This is a genomic window from Bradyrhizobium sp. CCBAU 21365 (genome assembly GCF_015291305.1).
GTDB lineage: Bacteria > Pseudomonadota > Alphaproteobacteria > Rhizobiales > Xanthobacteraceae > Bradyrhizobium > Bradyrhizobium elkanii.
Window position 1 is genome coordinate 2,727,473 of the sequence record NZ_CP030036.1, and the last position, 19,278, is coordinate 2,746,750.

The following is a 19,278-nucleotide window of genomic DNA, read 5'->3' on the forward strand; positions in this document are numbered from 1 at the left end:
CATCCTCCGCTGCCGCTTCGGCCCTCCGCTTCCGCCTGCGCCCTAGCGGGCTTCGGCGGACAAGCCGCTCCGGGTTCTGGCCCGTTCCGCCCGCCGTCTGAGTGATCGCCACGAAGGCCGCGATGGGCGCGGCCAATCCGGCAAAGGACCTCTTCCCATGACCGACCACGACGACATCGAACCGGCGCAGGCGGCGTCTCCAACCGACCACGTCCTGAGCGAATTGCAGCTCTTCGGCTATCGTCCCTTCGACGACCAGCCAGATCCAAGACCCCTTCCCGAGGCGAAAACGATCGCCGGTGCCATCGTCGATATGTTCGACGCCCTGGTCGCCACGCTGAGCGATACGCGGCTAGAGCCGGACCTCGACGAACTCCTTTGGTCGACGGTCAACCTGTTCCATCGTGCCGTCGACCGCATTGAACGTCAGCTCGACGACAATGAACAAGCTCAGCACAAGAGCCAACGGGAGCAGAACGGGTCGGAGGTGCGATCGGTCGAGCTTGAGCGCCTGATGGCCGAGGGCATCACGCTGATCGAGCGCCGAAATTGCTTGGAAATCTTTCGCGATCAGGCGATCGAACGATTTGAGGTCCACACCGGCTCGTCGTGGCGTCCTCGGTCGGGCTCGCTGGTCAACCACCGCACGCTCACCGCAGCGATGATCGACTCCCGCGACTTTATCGCCGCCAAGCGTCGTACCGAGAGCGAGGACATGTTGCCGCCGGGAGTGAAGATCGCACTCACCGGCGGGCTGGACTTCAACGACCACCGCCTCATCTGGGATCGCCTCGACAAGGTTCGCGCCAAGCATCCCGACATGGTCCTGCTCCATGGCGGCTCGCCCAAAGGCGCCGAATTGATCGCCTCCAAATGGGCGACCACCCGCAAGGTACCCCAGATCGTCTTCAAGCCCGACTGGACAAAGCATGCCAAGGCGGCTCCCTTCAAGCGCAATGACGCCATGCTCGAACTGCTGCCGATCGGCGTCATGCACTTTCCGGGTACAGGGATCCAGGACAACCTCGCCGACAAGGCGAGGCGTTTCGGCATCCCCGTTTGGAGATTCGGCGGCGCGTGAGCGCCGTCGTCTCGCCTCCAAACCATCAAAGCGGAGTTGTACGCGCCGCAACTCCGCCTCGTTCAGACCTTATATCCGAAGTCGCGCCGTGGTGGTGGTGGAAGGCGCGACTTGCAAATCCATGCAATTGGAGCCGCCACCATGCCCGCCCTTGGGCTTGTTCTCAACGCACTCGGCATCGGTTTGTTCTGCTGGGCGGTTTTCGCGCTGGCAGTGTATGCCTTGCCGTTTTTCGTCGCACTTAATTTCGGGATGATAGCGTTCCATGGTGGCGCCAGCGTCATCGGCGCGCTGCTCGTCGCAATTGCCGCTGGCGTGCTGACATTTGCCGTCGGTGAGATCACCTTCGCTGGTAGCCGATCCGTGGCCCGGCGCGTCATGATCGCGACCATATTCGCTGTCCCAGCTGCCATCGCCGGCTACAATGTGGTGCTCGCGCTGTCGCAGATCGCAGTGCCGTCGCTGGCCTGGCGTGAGGCCTTCGCTTACCTCGGCGCGCTTTGCGTAGGCGGCACGACGTGGACGCGCTTGACTGTGCTTGCTCGCGGTGACCCTTCACTTCGAGCCGGCTAGAGCATGATGTATTTACACGGAAGCATAGCCTGGGTTTTTGAAGTAGTTGGTGCACTCCTCCTGGGAGAAGATCGAGGAGTTCACCAACCTTCCGCCAGGTTGCCTCCACGTCACGAGGCTCTGCGGCTCGCACGAGATGTTTGAGTTTGGCGAAGACGTGCTCGATCGGGTTGCGGTCAGGGCTGTAGGGCGGCAAGAAGATACGGTGGTCTGGCGCGTACGAGGGGCTCTGTAGCGCCTCTGCGATCGACCGAACCATCTCGCCCGCGTCAGCGCGAGCCAAGGCGCGTTCACGGATGTCTTTCGAATAGGGGCGCATCATCCGTGCTGGCCTCCGCACTCCAGCATGGAGCTTGAATCAGAAATCGCCCGCTCCGGGAACCCCGATTCCAGTCAAAAACAACATGCTCTCTAAGTCCAAACGGCACTCCAGAGACGATCACAGCCAAGTCGGAATTCTAAGCGCGTCAGCTTGTCGACAGCTGATCCCAATAAAGGGAGAACCAGAGAGTGAACCTGCTTAGGATTGCGAACCGACTCAAACGGAGGGGATATGGACCCATTTAACAGCATCAACCCGTTCGACCGGGATTTCGCTGCTTACAACGCTGCGGTGACACAACCGCAACAGCAGCAAGCGGAGTTTGAGCCGTACCTGGATGAAGTGCCGCAGCTTGATACCACTGCCGTCGCAGGGGTTCCTGTTTCTCCAGATCGCTACTATCCTCATCTGCCTGGCGAAGACCGTAGACTCACCGAGGCGTTGGAACTTGGGGCCGGCGGTCCTCATCCCGAAGACGCAGTCACCAGAAGCGTCGGGCACGTCGCTGCGCAGCACAGCGCGCGGGGAGCTTCGAGTTGGCCGAGCGGGCTGACTGCGGAAGGTCACGATCAGGATTCGCCGCGAGGGATGATCGGCGAAGCCGTCCTAGCATCGTCTCTCAAGCCAACCGCGCACGATCACCAAACACCGGATCCCGGACTAGCCGTTCGTCACTTCAATTGGAGCGACGGATACCAGCCGGCTCCGAACGAGCTGACCGGGAGCGCCCCCCCTTCAAGTCACGCGGCCCTCATGGGTGAGGATTACAGCGGGCACCTGAGGCCTGCGAAGAGGCAGAGGACGCTAAGCCATGCGGAACTGGATGCCATTGAGCGCCAGCTGAGCGAGCCGGGCACTTCAATGGCTCGTGTGCTGATGGAAAGCGCCGGAGCACCGTCGCCTCTCGGGCCAGCGGTCGGCTCGCCATTGGTCCTTCCTGAGGAAGGTTACGATCAGGATCAGCTGTGGGCGATGGTGGAAGACGCCGGCCCATCATCGTCTCTCGAGCCAACCGCGCGCCATCAGCAGACCCCGAATTTAGGAGCGGTCGTTCGTCGCTTCAACTTCCGGCACGGCGACCAGCACGCGTCGGCGGCGCTTGACGGTAGCAGCATCCCGCCGAGCCAGGACAGCCGACCCAACAGCTTTATCGTTCACAATGACCGCTACACGGCGCTATTCGTGCCCGCGGCGGCGATGAGGCGAAGCACCCCACTCAATGCGCCAGGCGCTGCCATTCCTCTCGGATCTCGACCGGAACACGTTCCGCAGCCCAGCGCGCAGCCTGCGAATCGAGCCTCACTAGCGCTGCTTGGACGTTCGATGGAGCATGCCGCTCCGGCGTCCTCCAGGGCTGAGAGGACGCCCCCCGCGGCCCGCGAGATTTATGCTGCATCATTCGCCGTTCCCGAGAATTTTTCGCACGGCACCCAACCCGCGCCGGACACGATGCTCTCGAAGCTCGGCCGCTGGGGCCTCTTGCCGGACGAGACGCAGCCGGTAAAAGAATACGACCTTCGAGGCGAGCGTTACACCGCCCGCTTGGGGCCTGGAGGCCCCAATGACGTTTGGCTCATTCATCACCCGGGAATGTAGATGCCGAGAGACAATCGCACGCTAGGAGCCCGTCCACACAGCTCCGGTATTGGACTTGTTAATGGACCATAGCTTGCTCCAGCGACTCTTGCGAGCTTGGCGCGGCTCCGGGCGGTGCAGGTGAGCGCTACCGGCCCGATTAACTTGCGCGCGTCGTCGCCATGCGGCTCCTCGTTGAGCCGCACGGCCACCGCCCTTTGATCGTTCCGAAGAGCCGGCGGCCAAAGCTGCGAAGAACACCTACGGTGTTATTGCCGTTGCGTTTTACAGCACTGCCATTAATCGGGGCCTCCTCAAGCCCCGAGACAGGGGAAGCATCCTGGGAGTAAAGAGGCTGCTTCCGGCGCCCCATTGAACACGCGTCGGCTGAGCTTAGAGAGCATGTTGTTTTTGACTGGAATCGGCGGCGGGGCGCGTCGCGGCTGGCGAGAGGCGGCGTACGAAGCCGCGGCGCCTTTCGAGCCGATCTCCCGGTTCGATCCCAATGCTCAGCAAATTGTCCGAGCATGGCGACGCTTGCTGAGACATCGCCGCGGTTTGATGGCGCCGTCGTAACGGGCGCATAAACTCGCTCGCTCGGCCAGATCCTCCTGTCATTTGTAATCGTGGCGTTTCCGACGCAGATTTAAAGTCACATATTGCCCTTACGTCGAAATCGCCATCAAGCGTCAAATTCGGCGTTGCATATGACCAGCCGTTAAGCAAACGGCCATCATCGCAAGGCTTCGATCACCAGCGGTGCCAACGGTTGAGCGAACGGGTCGCCCCGACGGCAATACTCGTCAGCTGATCGACAGGTAGGCCTGCAAAGGACGGAACGCTCCCACGTTAGGGGTCCTGCACTCGATCTATTGGCCGCTGTGGGATTCGCGTGACGCTGTACCACCTCGACCAGGAGTGGGCGCTGCAGCGCACGTGGCACTCGCCCGAATAATTATTGCGTTGGCGCGCAGCGACCTCCTTCGGAGCCTGACGAAGTGGCAGGCGTACTCTTTAGTTTCTAAAGGCGGAGAAATGCCGCGCGGCAATCAGGGTGACAGTGGAGCGTCAATCAGGATGAGAGAGCTTCGCCGGGCTCGTGACGCAGGGAGGGCGTAGCCCGACCGGAGTTACGAGCCCGGCGTCGGCGCGATCCACAGGGGACCGCGCCGACTGGTGATCGCGGCCGGCTGGTTGTGCAAGTGGTTCTTCCGCCAAGAGGAATCACTCGCTTGCCAGGCCGACACGTTACCGATCACCAGATGAGGCTCTACATGAAGTACCGTCAGACCGATACCCCGCCAGTGGCCGCCGCCAAGGCGTCGTTCAGTACCTCGACCGCGTATCGCTTTGAGAAGGATCGAAGGCTCCCATTGCAGAAGAAGGGAGCCCGCGGCCGGCGCCGACCGGACCCGTTGGCCAGTGTTTTTGAGACCGAGGTCGTGCCGATGTTGAAGGCGGCCCCCGGCGTGCGGGCTGTCGCGATCTTCGAGGAGATGTTACGCCGCCACCCTGAGCTCGGGGCTGGAATCCGCCGCACGCTGGAGCGCCGGATCCGCGCCTGGCGGGCAATCCACGGCGAGGAGCAGGAAGTCATCTTCCGTCAGACCCACGAAGTGGGTCAGGTCGGCCTGTCCGACTTCACCGACATGGGCGAGCTCGGGGTCACCATCGCGGGCGTGCCGCTCGATCATCGCCTCTATCACTTCCGGCTGGCCTATTCCGGCTTTGAGCACGCCCATGTCGTGCTCGGTGGCGAGAGCTTCGTCGCCTTGGCGGAAGGACTGCAGAATGCTCTGTGGTCGCTCGGCGGCGCGCCGCGGGAGCATCGGACCGACAGTCTGTCGGCCGCCTTCTGCAATCTGGACCGGAATGCTCAGGACGATCTGACCCGGCGGTACGAGGACCTCTGCGCCCATTACGGCATGCGGCCTTCCCGCAACAATCGCGGCATCGCCCATGAGAATGGGGCGATCGAGAGCTCGCATGGCCATCTCAAGCGGACGATCGCCGATGCGCTGCTATTGCGCGGCACTGCCGACTTCGATGATCTCGCGGCCTACCGCGGCTTCATCGACGAGATCGTCAGCCGCCGCAATGCCCGCAACGCCAAGCGCATCGACCACGAGCGCGCCACCCTGCAGGCATTGCCAGATCGCCGCACCTCGGACTACGAGGAGGTGATTGTCCGCGTGACGTCAAGCGGCGGCTTCACCTTGCGCAAGGTGTTCTACACCGTGCCGTCACGCCTGATCGGCCACCAGCTGCGGGTGCGCCTTTACGATGATCGTCTCGACACGTTCGTCGGCGGCACCCATCTCGTCACCCTGCCGCGTGGGCGGCCGCATCCCAACGGCAAGCACGACCAGGTCGTCGATTATCGGCACGTGATCCATTCCTTGCGGCGCAAGCCAATGGCGCTGCTCAATCTCGTCTACCGTGATCGGCTGTTCCCGCGCGATGCCTATCGGAAGACCTTCGATCGTTTGCGCGAACGGCTGCCGGACAAGAAAGCCTGCCGGCTCATGGTCGATCTGCTTGCGCTGGCGCACGAGCGCGGCTGCGAGGCCGAACTCGCCGGTCAGCTCGCCGCCGACCTGGACGCCGGCCAACTGCCCGATCTCGGACAGCTGCGCACGCACTTCGCGCCCGATCCTGCCCGTGTGCCGCAGGTCGTGGTGCATCTCGCGCCACTGGCCGCCTATGAGTGCCTTATCGGCACCGCCGAGATCGGAGGTGCCGCATGAACACGGCCAACACCGTCGACACCGCGCGCCTCAATCTGTTGCTCAACGAGCTGCGGCTGCCCGCCATCAAGGTGCTGTGGCCGCAATTTGCTGAGCAGTCCGACAAGGAAGGCTGGCCGGCGGCCCGCTTCCTCGCCACCATTGCCGAGCACGAGATCGCCGAACGCGGCCGCCGTCGCATCGAGCGGCACCTCGTCGACGCACGGCTGCCAGCCGGAAAGACCTTCGACAACTTCGACTTCGAGGCCGTGCCGATGATCTCCAAGGCGCAGGTCACCGCGCTCGCCGCCGGCGACGGCTGGCTGGGCAAGGGCGCCAATTTGCTGCTGTTTGGCCCGCCCGGTGGCGGAAAGAGCCATCTCGCAAGTGCTCTCGGCCTCGCTCTGATCGAGAACGGATGGCGCGTTCTCTTCACCAGAACCACCGATCTCGTGCAAAAGCTCCAGGTGGCGCGGCGCGAGCTCAACCTCGAGGCCGCCATCAACCGCCTTGATCGCTTCGATCTCCTGATCCTCGATGACCTGGCCTACGTCACCAAGGACCAGGCCGAGACCAGCGTGCTGTTCGAACTCATCAGCGCACGCTACGAGCGACGCTCGATGCTGATCACAGCCAATCAGCCATTCGGCGAATGGAACAGGGTCTTCCCGGACCCCGCTATGACCCTCGCCGCCATCGATCGGCTTGTCCACCACGCTACCATCGTCGAGATGAACGTCGAAAGCTATCGCAGGCGGACCGCGCTCGAACGAAAACGCGGACCTGGACGCCCGCCGTCACACGCGACACCCAAAACCGTCTCTGATTGACGCTCCGCGACAATCAGAGTTCAAAAAACTCTTGCGCGCGACAATCAACGCGGCAATCATCACCTCGCCGCGACACCGACTCGCCATCCTGATTGTCGTGCGCTTCCCACCCAGATTGTCGCGCTATAGAGAAAGTTGATGGATACAGGACAGACACAGCGGAGCACACGTTCAGATCCGGACACTTTTGAAGAAGAGGAGCAGGAAAGCTACCTCGCCGGCTTCAACCGTGCCGTGGCAAATTTGTTCGAAGTCTTGACGGGGTATCGGACCCCCGCCTCCGTGCGCGCGGGGATCCTGGACAACTGGGTTGCCGAAGAGGGGCAGGGCGATGCCGAGAACCGACGACAGGGGCGCATGCGAATTAGGGCTTCGGACAACACGAGCTCGCATTCGCTAGATTTGTCGTCTCTGTCCCTGACCGCCTTGCCCACTGCCCTGCCGCCAAGGTTGCAGGAACTGTACGCCAGGCACAACGAGCTAAGCAGCCTGCCCGCTATGCTCCCACCCGGTCTCCAGCATCTTCTCATTAGCCATAACCGGTTGACGGGTTTGCCGGACGCTCTTCCGGCAACCCTCTCCTGGCTAGAGGTGGCCGATAACAGCTTGACCAGTCTGCCCGCCAACCTTCCGGCTGGGCTCGAGATGCTGAATGCAAACGACAACCGACTCAGTAGCCTGCCCGACGCTCTCCCGAGCCGTCTCACCTCGCTCGCGGTTAGTGGAAATCAGCTGACCGAGCTCCCCGAATCTCTCCCATGGGGTCTCATTGAACTCGATGTCAGCCGCAATCAATTGGCGAACCTGCCGGCGACCCTTCCCAGCACGCTTCAATCGCTCAATCTTAGCGGTAACCAGCTGACCAGCCTGCCTGAGGGTCTCGTCGAGAGTGCACCGCATCTTGGTCTCAATTACCCGCATTTGGAGACCCTCGAGTTGGAGGATAACCCACTGCCGGACGATGTCCTCGCTAATCTGGCGGCGGTCGGAACGCCACCGCAGCTTGCTCAGCAGTCTTTGTATGAGGCTGCCGCGCACTGGCTCGCCGAGGACCCGGCGACGCTGGCCGAATGGCAGCACTTTGCGGATGAGGCAGGCGCCCAGGACTACGCACGGTTCCTGGGGAGGCTGCGAGGGAACGTGAACTACGGCAATGACGAGTTTCGGCAGGCAGTGGCTGATGATCTGCGGCAGGCGGCGGCCAATCCGAGATTGCGCGAGCAGTTTTTTGCACAGGCTTCCGAGGCCAACGAGACTTGCGACGATCGTGTTACCTTGCACTGGAACGGCATGCAGACTGCGCGCCTCAACGCTGACGTCGAGGAGGGAGTATATGACGATCGGCTTGGCGAACTGATTCAGCGCGGCCGTATTGCGTTCCGCTTGGAGGCGCTGGACGAGATCGCGCGCGATAGGGTCAACCTGCTCGCCGGCGACCATCCGAATGTGGACGACGTCGAAGTCTACCTGGCCTACCAACATCTGCTGCGCGAGCCGCTGGAGCTCAGTCACGTCGCGCCCGACATGAGCTTCCTGGCGGTCTCTGACGTAAGCCAGGACGATGCGGCGCGGGCGCTAGACCTGGTCCGGGAGCAGGAAGCGGACCAGCTCAACGACTACATGGCAGCCCGCTGGCAACCCTGGGAGACGGTGCTGAGGCGCATCGCTCCGGACCGATATGAAGCGATGCAAGACCGGTTGATCGAAGCCATGGGCGAGGAGTTTGAGAGCCGGCTCGATCAGCGATTGGCCGAGCATGGTCTGCTAGGCGATGCGGATGCCGAGCGCGTGCTCGGCGCCCAGGTTCGAAACGAGGTCGCCGGCGAGATCAAACGCGAGGTCATGCACAATGTGCTCGCAGAACGTGGCCTTGAACTGTGAGACTTGCGAAACCGCCGCAACATCTTGCGTTCCCTCCGCCAGCGATCGCGCTGCTCACTTCCTTTTCGCATTGTCTTCCGATGCCGGCTCCGGCTCGTTGTCGCGGAGCCAGATCTTGGGGATCGCCAGGCCGATGACGAAAATCGCTGTTCTCGACGGCCGCCGCCGGAGATATCGCCGCTGCCGAATTTCCAGCTGGGGGCAACACGGTCCTGTCTGTCTCAACGCCGCGCTGGCCTTCACGAGTGAGCTGCGCAAGTTGCCAGACGACACCGTCAAGCTCCTTGGCGAGATCCTTCCTGTAGGCCGACGCATATTAGACGGTCCGGTCAACGTTCCAATGCTCCCGTTCCGGCTCAACTAGCTTGAAGTGGTCCGATGCAAAACTGCTTCGGGCCATACCGGCGCCTCGGAACTCGTTGCCGATTTGCTTGATCGTCATCCGGCTGCGGTCTTGGACCCAGACCTTGATCGACTCAAGCTGTTCCTTCGCCCGCCGGATGTCGAGGAATTCTTTCTGGTTGAATTCGACGCTGATCTGCTTCTTGGTCGAGACGCCGGATAGCTATGCGATGTCGCGATATGCGATCTGCTCGCAGACATTTCGAGGCTGATTGTGCATCTCGTCGCAAGCTTCTGCGGTCCGAGCGCGAGAACCAATACGTCTTCCGTGAGGGTATCGAAAATGACCCCGTCATCTTCGGCATCCCCATAATCACTGCTGCTCCGCGATTGTGGCCGTCGATGCGCGGCGAACCTAGCTCGCGCTCCAGACGATCACGGAGCTTTTCAGATGTCCGACCTGAACACGGATAAACCGCCGCGGTACCTTCGCACGTCCGAAGCCGCGCGCTTTCTGAGTTTGTCCGGCCGCACGTTGGAAAAACATCGAACGTACGGAACCGGTCCCGAATACCACAAGATCGGCGGGCGTGTGGTCTACTCAGTAGCCGACCTGACAGCCTGGGCCAAACTGGGCAGAAAGAAATCGACCTCCGATCCCGGTGCCGGCACCGTACTGCCCGCAAAGCGGCATGCGCCAATTCCCTATGCGGGTAAAGAGCGGCGCTAAGCCATGCCCGTCAGCAAATCCCCAGCGCACTACGGCCGCTCCGAGCGTGAGCCGCGCGACCTGTTTCGCACGCTTCCTGGCGATCTTGCGCCGCGCCGGATGGCCAGTTCTGCTCTCCTTCGGACGCGCTTCACCCAGCCGAAAGCATACGATCCTCGGTTCGAGATTCAAGGAGCGGCGGCATGAGCGATCTCACCGAAGTGGAAGTGCTGTGGCTCGAAAAGCGTATTGAAAACCGCGTTCGTTTCGGTCGCATTGTCAAGGAACGGAAGCTTGATCGCCACCGGCGCATCCTGTCATTCGCAGCCGGCGGCATCTTTGCCTTCGTCCGTTGGACTTCCAACGACTTTGGCACGGTCATTTCGCGGATCGACATCTTGCGCGCGGTCGCAGCAGGACAGCGCTGCTCGACAGTGCCCTATGTAAAGCCCGGCGGAGAGATTTTGCTGCGGCTCTCCGGCTGGCCTAAAGTCGAACGGGCGCTGCAGATGATCGACGCGATCGATGCGCTGAGCATCGATCCGGCTGATGTAGCGCCCGATCATTGGCATCACGTTCACAATCGCCTGTCCGTCAACGAAAACCCGCGTCCCTACACGAAGGGCCGCCACCAGGCTTGGCTACATCGTCAAAGGGTGATGCGATGACGGACCGTCTATGGACGCTGACCACGACGTTTGCCGTAGCTTCCGCTGTCGTCGCGACGATCGCCCTGGAGCCGCTGCCGATCTACATTTGGAATGCATCGGCAAGCGTGCCGATCGGTCTCTATGGCTTGCGACCAGCGAAGCGCTTCCTTGTCACGGAGCTGGTCGCCGTTCAGCCGCCGGAACCGCTTGCGACCTTTCTCGACTTCAACGGCTATCTGCCGCTCGGCGTCCCTATGCTTAAGCGAGTCTTGGCTCTGCCCGGGCAGACGGTCTGCAGAAGCGGACCCGCAATTTCGGTCGACGACATTGCAGTGGGCGAGGCGCGGGATCGCGACGGACGCGGCCGGCCGCTGCCGAAATGGCAGGGTTGCCGCGTCGTCAGAGACGGCGAGCTGTTTGTCATGAATTGGCAGTCGGTCGACTCCCTCGACGGTCGATATTTTGGGCTTCTTCCGGCCTCGGCCGTGATCGGCCGTGCCATCCCGGTGTGGACATGGGAGGACTGATCTTGCGGGGTTCACGGCGCCACGCCATTCCTCTGATCGATCGATTGGCGGACCATTCCTCCCTGCCGGTCAATCTCCGCAAAGCCGATGGGTGCGGGAGTCAAGGGCGGTCCAACGGCCGCCGCGAAGCAGCTTTACACTGGACGGAAGCGAACATGGCATCTTTGATTCGACTGGGGATGCGCGTTTGGGCTGTCGTGCCACTGCTGCTCATTTTGACTGCGTCGCATAGTGTTGGTCAGACCGAGAATGGATCGACTGCGGTTCGAGCGGTCTCTCGGACGAGCAACCCGTTTGCAGCTTTCGTCTACGAAGCGTCAAAACGCTTTGCAGTTCCGGAGAACTTGATCAGTTCAGTCATTAGCATCGAAAGCGCTGGTGACGTACACGCGAAGTCCCCAAAGGGCGCAATCGGCCTGATGCAGATTATGCCGGCGACCTGGGCGGAACTTCGCGAACGCTATCATCTCGGAAGCGATCCCTACGATCCGCGCAACAACATTCTGGCCGGCACGGCGTATCTCGGCGAACTGCTTGACCGCTATGGTTCGCCCGGGGCGTTCGCCGCGTACAACGCGGGCCCAACTTGCTACGACGGGCATCTCGCGGGCGGTCCTTTGTCAGACGAAACGCGAGTATACGTGGCCAAGCTTGCAAATCTGCTCGGCATCGAACTGCCAGCGACTTGGGCCGCGAGCCAGCAGCCGTCAGCAGCTGCGACGCTGTTCGTCGGGCGAATTGACCCAGTCAAGGCGGGCGATCGGAAGCCGGCGTTCCTGTCCTCGACCGGCGCAACGACTGCAATCTCGTCGCGAGATGTTTTGCAGATGGTCCCCACGGCCACTGACGTGTTTGTCGCCCGGTCGAACTCGGGAACAGCGCGATGATCAGCTGTGCAGCATGGGAGGCGATCGCGTGGTTCAGCGAGGAAAACAGTCTGAGAGCAGGGACTGGTTGCAACACGACGGTATGCGTCCAGGGGCCGCACATGACGTCGGGTCTTGACGTGCCTAACGGCCTTACGTGGCAACGCTCCGAGCCAGAGAACTCCTACTCTGTGCGGGACGCAGCCATGGCAGCTTCCGCCTTCGCGATCACTGCTTCAGCCCGATCTGTTGCGGCACGGAGTTCCTCGCTCTTCCAAATATCAACCGAATGGCCGTCGTCAAACGACTCGTCCGTCGCGTCTTGCGTGCGTGAAAGCAACTCACGAAGCGCCGCAATGGCCTCGCAGAGCAGCTTGATATCTTCCCCGTTTCGGGAAGACTGGGTCATCTCTATAACGCCATCATACCCCAGCGCCATCGCTCTCGCCGAAGAGATTGTTCTTGCCTCCGAACGCCACCGGTCAAATCGCGCGGTCGACGGGCTTCGTGTCAAGTTCGATGCAGTACTCATGGAGGAAGCGGGTCAATCCATCCCAGTGCGACAGTGCATAACCGATCGCTTCTCCGAGATTGCTGCGGCCGGGCAGTTGAGGAAGCTGCACCTCCAGCTAGAAGCGAAGGCTGTCAATGACCGGCTTGGCGAATGCGCGCCGCATCGCCAGCCGATGCGCCGGCGATTGACCACGCAGCTGCGCTTCGAGGGCATAGAGGCTAGCGATGCGCCGCAGGGCCTCGTGCGAGACGGGCATGTCCTCGGACTGCGCAACTTCGTAGAACTTGTGCCCGGTGTGCGCCCAACACGCGGCGAGGATGACGTTTCCGGCGTCAGTCAGCCGACCGAATCCCGCGTATCCGTCGATGTGCAGAAGGCCCTTGAAGTGCGCCAGATGCGTAGCCGGGCGCTCCGCCTTGCGGTCGGACGCGAACACATAAACTGCAGCCGGCGGCTCAGGTCCAGCCAAGCTCCGTTGATCGTGGGCATACATCCACAGCCGTCCAGGCTTGGTGCGCCCTCCGCTCGGGGACGAGAGCGTCGGACTGCTTGGATAGCCCTGTTTACCAACCTGATGGAGAGCATGCGACGGTCCAAGTGCTGAACGCGAAGGAACGCATGGACCTCGCCCGGTGAATGGGATCGCAAGCGCGGTGTAGTGACGTCTGTCCGTTGTCGATGCAGGGAGCCCTGTCATGGCTGAAGTGCGAAGAGTCGGAGAAAAGCGTAGGAATGAGTTGACTTTGAACGCCCGATTAGGAAGGCGAGATAAAAGGGGCTCGCCGGTCGAACCGCAAGCCATTGACATGGCTTGGGTTCTAGCGTGCCGGTCGGTCGCGGCGCGTGCCGCGCCTTGCATCTTTAACAATGCAATCAAGGACAATCTCGGCACTGTAGGCGCTTTCGCCCACCTGGAGGACCGCCTGTGACCGCAGCCGATAGCGACCTGCGTATTCGGCCTGGGCGCATTCGCAGCACGCGCGCGCCGAAGCCGAAGAGTTTCATCAACCAGGTGCTGCGGGCGGCGAAGAAAGCAGGGCACACCCCAGCGCAGGCTATGGCCGGCAGGCGTTCGGCGGCCTATGGGCGCTCGACGTTTGGCCGCGGGCGCCTCGCCTTCAGCCGCGCCAGATTGTTCAGCCCGACGCGGCGCGCTGTGGTGAAGGCACGCGTGGTTCGGCATAAAGGGCGCGCCTTCCGTTCAGCACCACTGACCGCCCACCTCTCATATCTGAAGCGCGACGGCGTGACTCGGGGTGGTGAGCGCGCCGAGATGTTCGATGCGGGCACCGACCGCGCCGATAGCGCGGCTTTCGCAGAGCGGTGCAAGGACGACCGGCATCATTTCAGATTCATCGTCTCACCGGAGGATGCCGGCGACATGAACGACCTGCGCGCCTTTACCCGCGATCTCGCCACGCAGATGGAGACCGATCTAGGCACGCGGCTCGATTGGGTGGCTGTCGATCATTGGAATACCGATAACCCTCACGTTCATATTCTCGTTCGGGGAGTAGATGAGGAAGGGGCGGATCTAGTGATCTCCCGCGACTACATCAGCAGGGGACTGCGTTCACGCGCCGAGGAACTGGTCGCCATCGAACTGGGGCCAAAACCGGAGCATGAGATCCGCAATTCGCTGGAGAGGGAAGTCACGGCGGAACGATGGACGCGGCTCGATCGGGAGATCCGGCTGACTGCAGACGAGACCGGCACTATCGATCTTCGCCCAGAGAAGCCCGGCAAGTCCGACCCCGAGATCCGGCGCCTGATGGTCGCTCGCCTTCAACACCTGGAGAAGATGGGCCTGGCCGCATCCGCCGCACCTGCGGAATGGATGGTAGGGCTCGAGGCCGAGCGTAGCTTGCGCGACCTCGGCCTGCGCGGCGATATCATCAAGACCATGCACCGTGCCTTTACCGAGCGCGGGGAAGCGCGCGGCGTTGCCGACTTCGTCATCGACGGTGGACAGCCGACATCCCAGATTATCGGACGACTGGTCGATCGTGGATTGCACGACGAACTGACCGGCGAGGCCTACGCCACGATCGATGGAACAGACGGACGCGCTCACCACGTGCGCTTTCGAGGGCTCGAGGCCTTCGAACATGCGCCACCGGTCGGCGGCATCGTCGAAGTCCGACGCTTCGGTCAAGCCGGCGATCCGCGTCCCACCCTGGTGCTCGCGCCCCGTTCCGATATCGATCTTGGGGCGCAGGTCACCGCCAAGGGCGCGACCTGGCTCGACCACCGGCTCGTCGAACGCGAGCCCATGCCGCTCGCCATGGGCGGATTCGGCCGCGAGACCCGTGACGCCATGGAAGCCCGAACCGAGCATCTGATCCAGGAGGGCCTGGCGCGGCGGCAGGGCCAACGCATCATTCTGCAGCGCGATCTCCTTAATACGTTGCGCCGGCGCGAGTTGGAGGACGTGGCCGCACGGGTCTCGGCCGACACCGGCTTGCCTCATGTGAACGCCGCTTCCGGGGAGCATGTGGCCGGCACGTATCGCCAGCGGCTGACACTTACCTCGGGACGATTCGCCATGATCGATAATGGGCTCGGCTTCGCGCTCGTGCCCTGGTCACGTGAACTCGAAAAGCGGCTCGGCCAGCACGTCACCGGCGTCGTGAAGGACGGCGGCGGCATCGAATGGGGCCTTGGCCGCAAGCGCGACCTCGGCCTCTAGCAATCTCTCCAATTCAGTTGCGGAAGGGCGTTCGGGATGTCCGGAACCAAAATCCTCTGGGGACAGGTAATCGTTGTCGGTCTGATCGTTTTGTTGGCCATCTGGGGAGCCACCGAGTGGACAGCCTGGCGGCTCGCTTGGCAACCGGAGCTTGGGCGACCCTGGTTCGAACTATTAGGCTTCAAGATCTATTACCCGCCGGTCTTCTTCTGGTGGTGGTTCGTCTACGACGCCTACGCGCCTCAAATCTTTGTCGAGGGAGCCTTCATCGCGGCGTCAGGAACCTTCGTTTCGATCGCGGTGGCGATCGGCATGTCGGTGTGGCGCGCGCGTGAAGCCAAGAACGTCGAAACCTATGGTTCGGCGCGCTGGGCTAATGGCGACGAGGTTCGAGCGGCCGGTCTTCTCGGTCCGGATGGCGTTGTGCTTGGCAAACTCGACCGCGACTACCTCCGCCATGACGGACCGGAGCACGTACTGTGTTTTGCACCGACCCGGTCGGGCAAAGGTGTCGGCCTCGTCGTTCCCTCATTGCTGGCATGGGCGGGCTCGGCTATCGTCCACGACATCAAGGGCGAGAACTGGCAACTGACCGCGGGCTTTCGCTCGCGGCATGGCCGCGTCCTGTTGTTCGATCCCACCAATCCAAGGTCCTCGACCTACAACCCGCTCCTCGAAGTCCGGCGCGGGGAATGGGAGGTTCGCGACGTCCAGAACGTCGCGGACGTCCTGGTCGACCCCGAAGGCTCGCTCGACAAGCGGAACCATTGGGAGAAGACCAGTCATTCGCTTCTGGTCGGCGCCATACTCCATGTCCTCTATGCCGAGGCAGACAAGACCTTGGCCGGCGTCGCAGCTTTTCTTTCCGACCCGAAGCGGCCGATCGAAGCCACTCTAAAGGCGATGATGACTGCTCGGCACCTCGGCGAGCAGGGCGCTCATCCCGTGGTCGCATCGACCGCGCGCGAACTCCTCAATAAGTCGGAAAATGAACGTTCTGGTGTCCTATCCACGGCGATGTCGTTCCTCGGGCTGTACCGTGATCCAGTGGTGGCCCAGGTGACCTGCCGTTGCGATTGGCGGATCGCCGATCTGATCGCGGATAGCCACCCTACAACGTTGTATCTCGTAGTGCCGCCATCCGATATCTCACGGACCAAGCCGTTGATTCGTCTGGTGCTGAACCAGATTGGTCGTCGCCTAACCGAGGACCTGCACGCCTGCGACCGCCGGCATCGAGTCCTGATGATGCTCGACGAGTTCCCAGCGCTGGGGCGGCTCGATTTTTTCGAGTCCGCGCTCGCCTTCATGGCGGGGTACGGCATCAAGAGCTTCTTGATCGCGCAGTCGCAGATCGAGAAGGCCTATGGGCCTAACAACGCCATCCTAGACAACTGCCACGTCCGCGTCAGCTTCGCGACCAACGACGAGCGGACGGCCAAACGTGTGTCCGACGCCTTGGGTACGGCGACCGAGATGCGGGCCATGAAGAACTACGCCGGGCACAGGTTGAATCCTTGGCTCGGTCACCTCATGGTCTCGCGCCAGGAAACGGCAAGGCCGCTTTTGACCCCGGGCGAAGTCATGCAGCTTCCGTCGATGGACGAGATCGTCATGGTGGCGGGCACGCCGCCGATCCGGGCCAAGAAGGTCCGCTACTACGAGGATCGGCGATTCGCCGAGAGGGTTCTACTGCCGCCTGATCCGGCGAGGGCCAGCCGATCATCGCGAACGGACGGGTGGTCAGCGCTCCGAACGCTAAAGCCGGCGGGAGGTCCAACTGACAAGGCCGCGGAGACCGAGAAAGACACGGCGAACAGCGGGCTCCGTCGTGAGCCGGAACTCCCCGATCACGTCGCGATCGTCAAGGAAACGACCGAACTGACGCCGGCAGAGGAATTTGCTGCCGTTCTTGACGACGACGAGGATGCAGTCCGCCAGTCTCGACTTATGCAGATGCTTGGCGTCGCGCGTCAAGTCGCTATGGACCCGAATGACGGTATGGAGCTCTGAGGCGATATGCGCGACCGGATGAACGTCTATTTCCCGCCCGAGCTTCTGAAACAGATTTCTGATCTTGCCGATCGCAAAAAGCTTTCGCGGTCTGCAATCGTGGAAGCGGCCGTCGCTTCGTTTCTGTCACCGGATGGAGCGGACAGGCGGGAAGCAGCATTTACCCGCCGTTTGGATCGGCTTTCCCGTCAGATGCAGAGGCTGGAACGTGACGTTGGTCTGACGGCCGAGACCTTGGCCCTCTTCATTCGTTTTTGGCTGACGATCACGCCACCGTTGCCCAACGATGCGCAAGCGGCCGCTCAAGCAAAGGGAAGGGAGCGCTTTGAAGGATTTGTCGAGGCGCTCGGGCGTCGTATGCAAAAGGGGCAAAGCTTTCTGCGCGAGATTCCAGAAGATATCCGCCGTCAGGAATCGGCCTAAGAGCCTGATTGAACCTATGTCGATAGACCATTTCGCCGCTCCTTCTTTTTCTACGCCAGCCTACTACCACCGCGAGTTAGCCGAACTGACAAAAGCTGGACGCGCTATCGGCTCGGGTGAGCTGAGAGCAAAGGGGCCAGCATGCAAATTTCAACAGCATGGCGTCGAATCGCGCGCGTTTTTCTCCCTTTTGCAGCTGGGTACTACCTCTCGTATCTGTTTCGAACGATCAACGCCGTGATCGCCAGCCATCTCAGCTCGGACACCGGGCTTGGGACTGCCGACCTCGGGTTGCTTACGTCAATCTATTTTCTTGTTCTGGCGGCGGCCCAGATCCCCGTCGGTATATTGTTGGACCACTTTGGTCCGCGTCGCGTCCAGAGCGTTCTGCTCTTGCTCGCAGCCGTCGGCGGCGGACTGTTTGCGGTATCGACCGGCTTCCTGTCGCTTTTGATCGCGCGCGCAATGATCGGGCTTGGCGTGGCGGCGGCACTGACCGCAGGACTGAAGTCGATCATCCTTTGGTTCCCTAGGGAACAAGTTGCCTTACTGAACGGCTATATGATCATGCTGGGCTCGCTAGGAGCGGTGACCGCGACGGCTCCCGTCGAACACCTGCTGACGTCGATGGGCTGGCGGCAGCTCTTTGAGATTCTGGCAGTCGCGACCGGTACGACGGCCATTCTCATCTATCTTGTGGTGCCTGAACGAAGCGTAGCCCCATCAACAGCTTCCGCCACCCTGAGCTCCGTTTTCAGCGATCGGCGCTTTTGGCGAATGGCCCCGTTGTCGGCGACTTGCATTGGATCGGCTTGGTCTCTGCAGGGATTGTGGGCATCGCCATGGCTGACCGACGTAGAGGGGTTTGATCGCGCAAGTCTCATCAGACAGCTCTTCATTATGTCGATCGTACTTAGCGCTGGTGCCTGGTTGTTCGGTATGACAGTCCATTGCGTCAAACGAAGGGGAATCGGGGCGGAGACAATATTGGCGATAGCTGCGGTACTATTTATCGCAGCCGAGTGTGCCTTGATCCTGCGAGCGTCTCTGCCATCTATCTTGCTCTGGTCTGTTGTCGCAATTGTAGGAACGGCAACTGTGGTCAGCTTCGCCGTGGTGGCGGATTACTTTCCGCCAGAGCTTGCCGGTCGTGCCAACGGTGCCTTGAACGTCTTGCACTTTGGTTGGGCGTTTCTAGCACAATACGCAACAGGTCTTATCCTGGAGCAATGGTCTGCGAATGATGGCCATAGGCCCGTCCAAGCCTATCAAGCAGCGTTCGGTTTCAACGTAGCGCTGCAGATCGCGACGTTTCTCTGGTTCGCGCTGCCTTGGTTTCGGTCCTTTGCGTCATGGGTGGGTTCAATCTGTCTCGAGATGTCGGCTAGCACCTTCGAACCTGCCGAGTCAGTTGGCTTGTACCAGAATTCGGCCATCCTCCTGCCCCCGGATGACGATGCGGAGTGGTGAGCACAAACTCGCAGCGAACCGATACGATTGAGTAGGTGTCAAAAAAATCGCCTCTCAATCTTTCTTTTTCTACGCCAGTCTTCGATC

At 61.6% G+C, this 19,278-nt stretch carries 15 protein-coding genes and 2 pseudogenes; 14 read left to right on the forward strand and 3 right to left on the reverse strand.

Annotated features, from left to right (window positions below; translation table 11 throughout):
• Positions 1-157: 157 nt before the first annotated feature.
• Together XI02_RS12505 and XI02_RS12510 are read left to right on the forward strand one after the other, a co-directional pair.
• Positions 158-1,081: a DUF2493 domain-containing protein gene (locus XI02_RS12505; protein ID WP_028343864.1), complete on the forward strand. Its 924-nt coding sequence runs from the start codon at positions 158-160 to the stop codon at positions 1,079-1,081.
• Positions 1,082-1,222: 141 nt separating this feature from the next.
• Positions 1,223-1,654, forward strand: coding sequence for a hypothetical protein (locus XI02_RS12510; RefSeq protein ID WP_018270293.1), 432 nt, complete (start codon positions 1,223-1,225; stop codon positions 1,652-1,654).
• A 12-nt stretch (positions 1,655-1,666) separates the two neighbouring features.
• Here XI02_RS12510 and XI02_RS45335 read toward each other — a convergent pair.
• Positions 1,667-1,853 (reverse strand): annotated as a pseudogene (locus XI02_RS45335) (IS630 family transposase); the annotation flags it as partial.
• Positions 1,854-2,207: 354 nt separating this feature from the next.
• Here XI02_RS45335 and XI02_RS12520 point away from each other — a divergent pair.
• From XI02_RS12520 to XI02_RS12555, 8 genes are all read left to right on the forward strand, one after another.
• Entirely contained in the window at positions 2,208-3,572 is a 1,365-nt protein-coding gene (locus XI02_RS12520; RefSeq protein ID WP_016841760.1) for a hypothetical protein, read from the forward strand.
• A 1,175-nt stretch (positions 3,573-4,747) separates the two neighbouring features.
• On the forward strand, positions 4,748-6,298 hold the full coding sequence (gene istA, locus XI02_RS12525) for an IS21 family transposase (protein WP_080650313.1): 1,551 nt from the start codon (positions 4,748-4,750) through the stop codon (positions 6,296-6,298).
• Complete coding sequence (istB, locus tag XI02_RS12530; protein ID WP_018269937.1) at positions 6,295-7,107, forward strand: IS21-like element helper ATPase IstB; 813 nt, start codon at positions 6,295-6,297, stop codon at positions 7,105-7,107. The genes istA and istB overlap by 4 nt, the downstream gene beginning before the upstream one ends.
• Positions 7,108-7,245: 138 nt before the next feature.
• Entirely contained in the window at positions 7,246-8,988 is a 1,743-nt protein-coding gene (gene nopM, locus XI02_RS12535) for a T3SS effector NEL-type E3 ubiquitin ligase NopM (protein ID WP_028343865.1), read from the forward strand.
• Between the two features lie 793 nt (positions 8,989-9,781).
• Positions 9,782-10,060 (forward strand): AlpA family transcriptional regulator, encoded by a 279-nt coding sequence (locus tag XI02_RS12540; RefSeq protein ID WP_075968518.1) that lies wholly within the window; start codon positions 9,782-9,784, stop codon positions 10,058-10,060.
• A gap of 182 nt (positions 10,061-10,242) precedes the next feature.
• A complete protein-coding gene (locus tag XI02_RS12545; protein WP_016845862.1) occupies positions 10,243-10,707 on the forward strand; it encodes a DUF2840 domain-containing protein in 465 nt (154 codons plus the stop codon).
• Positions 10,704-11,216, forward strand: coding sequence for a S26 family signal peptidase (locus XI02_RS12550; RefSeq protein ID WP_016845863.1), 513 nt, complete (start codon positions 10,704-10,706; stop codon positions 11,214-11,216). Before XI02_RS12545 ends, XI02_RS12550 begins: the two co-directional genes overlap by 4 nt.
• A 155-nt stretch (positions 11,217-11,371) precedes the next feature.
• The gene (locus XI02_RS12555) at positions 11,372-12,103 is read left to right on the forward strand and encodes a lytic transglycosylase domain-containing protein (protein WP_210262968.1); all 732 of its coding nucleotides are present in this window, start codon (positions 11,372-11,374) and stop codon (positions 12,101-12,103) included.
• Between the two features lie 163 nt (positions 12,104-12,266).
• On the opposite strand, the gene XI02_RS12560 is transcribed toward XI02_RS12555, so the two are convergent.
• Positions 12,267-12,521: a hypothetical protein gene (locus XI02_RS12560; protein WP_016845865.1), complete on the reverse strand. Its 255-nt coding sequence runs from the start codon at positions 12,519-12,521 to the stop codon at positions 12,267-12,269.
• Between the two features lie 43 nt (positions 12,522-12,564).
• Positions 12,565-13,455: pseudogene (locus XI02_RS46370) on the reverse strand (transposase).
• Positions 13,456-13,521: 66 nt separating this feature from the next.
• On the opposite strand from XI02_RS46370, the gene XI02_RS12575 reads away from it, so the two are divergent.
• The 4 genes from XI02_RS12575 to XI02_RS12590 all read left to right on the forward strand — a co-directional run bounded on the left by XI02_RS12575 (position 13,522) and on the right by XI02_RS12590 (position 19,191).
• Positions 13,522-15,285 carry a DUF3363 domain-containing protein gene (locus XI02_RS12575; protein ID WP_028343870.1) on the forward strand — a complete coding sequence of 588 codons (1,764 nt, stop codon included), beginning with the start codon at positions 13,522-13,524 and terminating at the stop codon, positions 15,283-15,285.
• Between the two features lie 36 nt (positions 15,286-15,321).
• On the forward strand, positions 15,322-17,298 hold the full coding sequence (locus XI02_RS12580) for a conjugal transfer protein TraG (RefSeq protein ID WP_194483401.1): 1,977 nt from the start codon (positions 15,322-15,324) through the stop codon (positions 17,296-17,298).
• 6 nt (positions 17,299-17,304) lie between these two features.
• Positions 17,305-17,721, forward strand: coding sequence for a CopG family transcriptional regulator (locus tag XI02_RS12585; RefSeq protein ID WP_018270307.1), 417 nt, complete (start codon positions 17,305-17,307; stop codon positions 17,719-17,721).
• 141 nt (positions 17,722-17,862) lie between these two features.
• Complete coding sequence (locus XI02_RS12590) at positions 17,863-19,191, forward strand: nitrate/nitrite transporter (RefSeq protein WP_026192414.1); 1,329 nt, start codon at positions 17,863-17,865, stop codon at positions 19,189-19,191.
• Positions 19,192-19,278 lie beyond the last annotated feature (87 nt).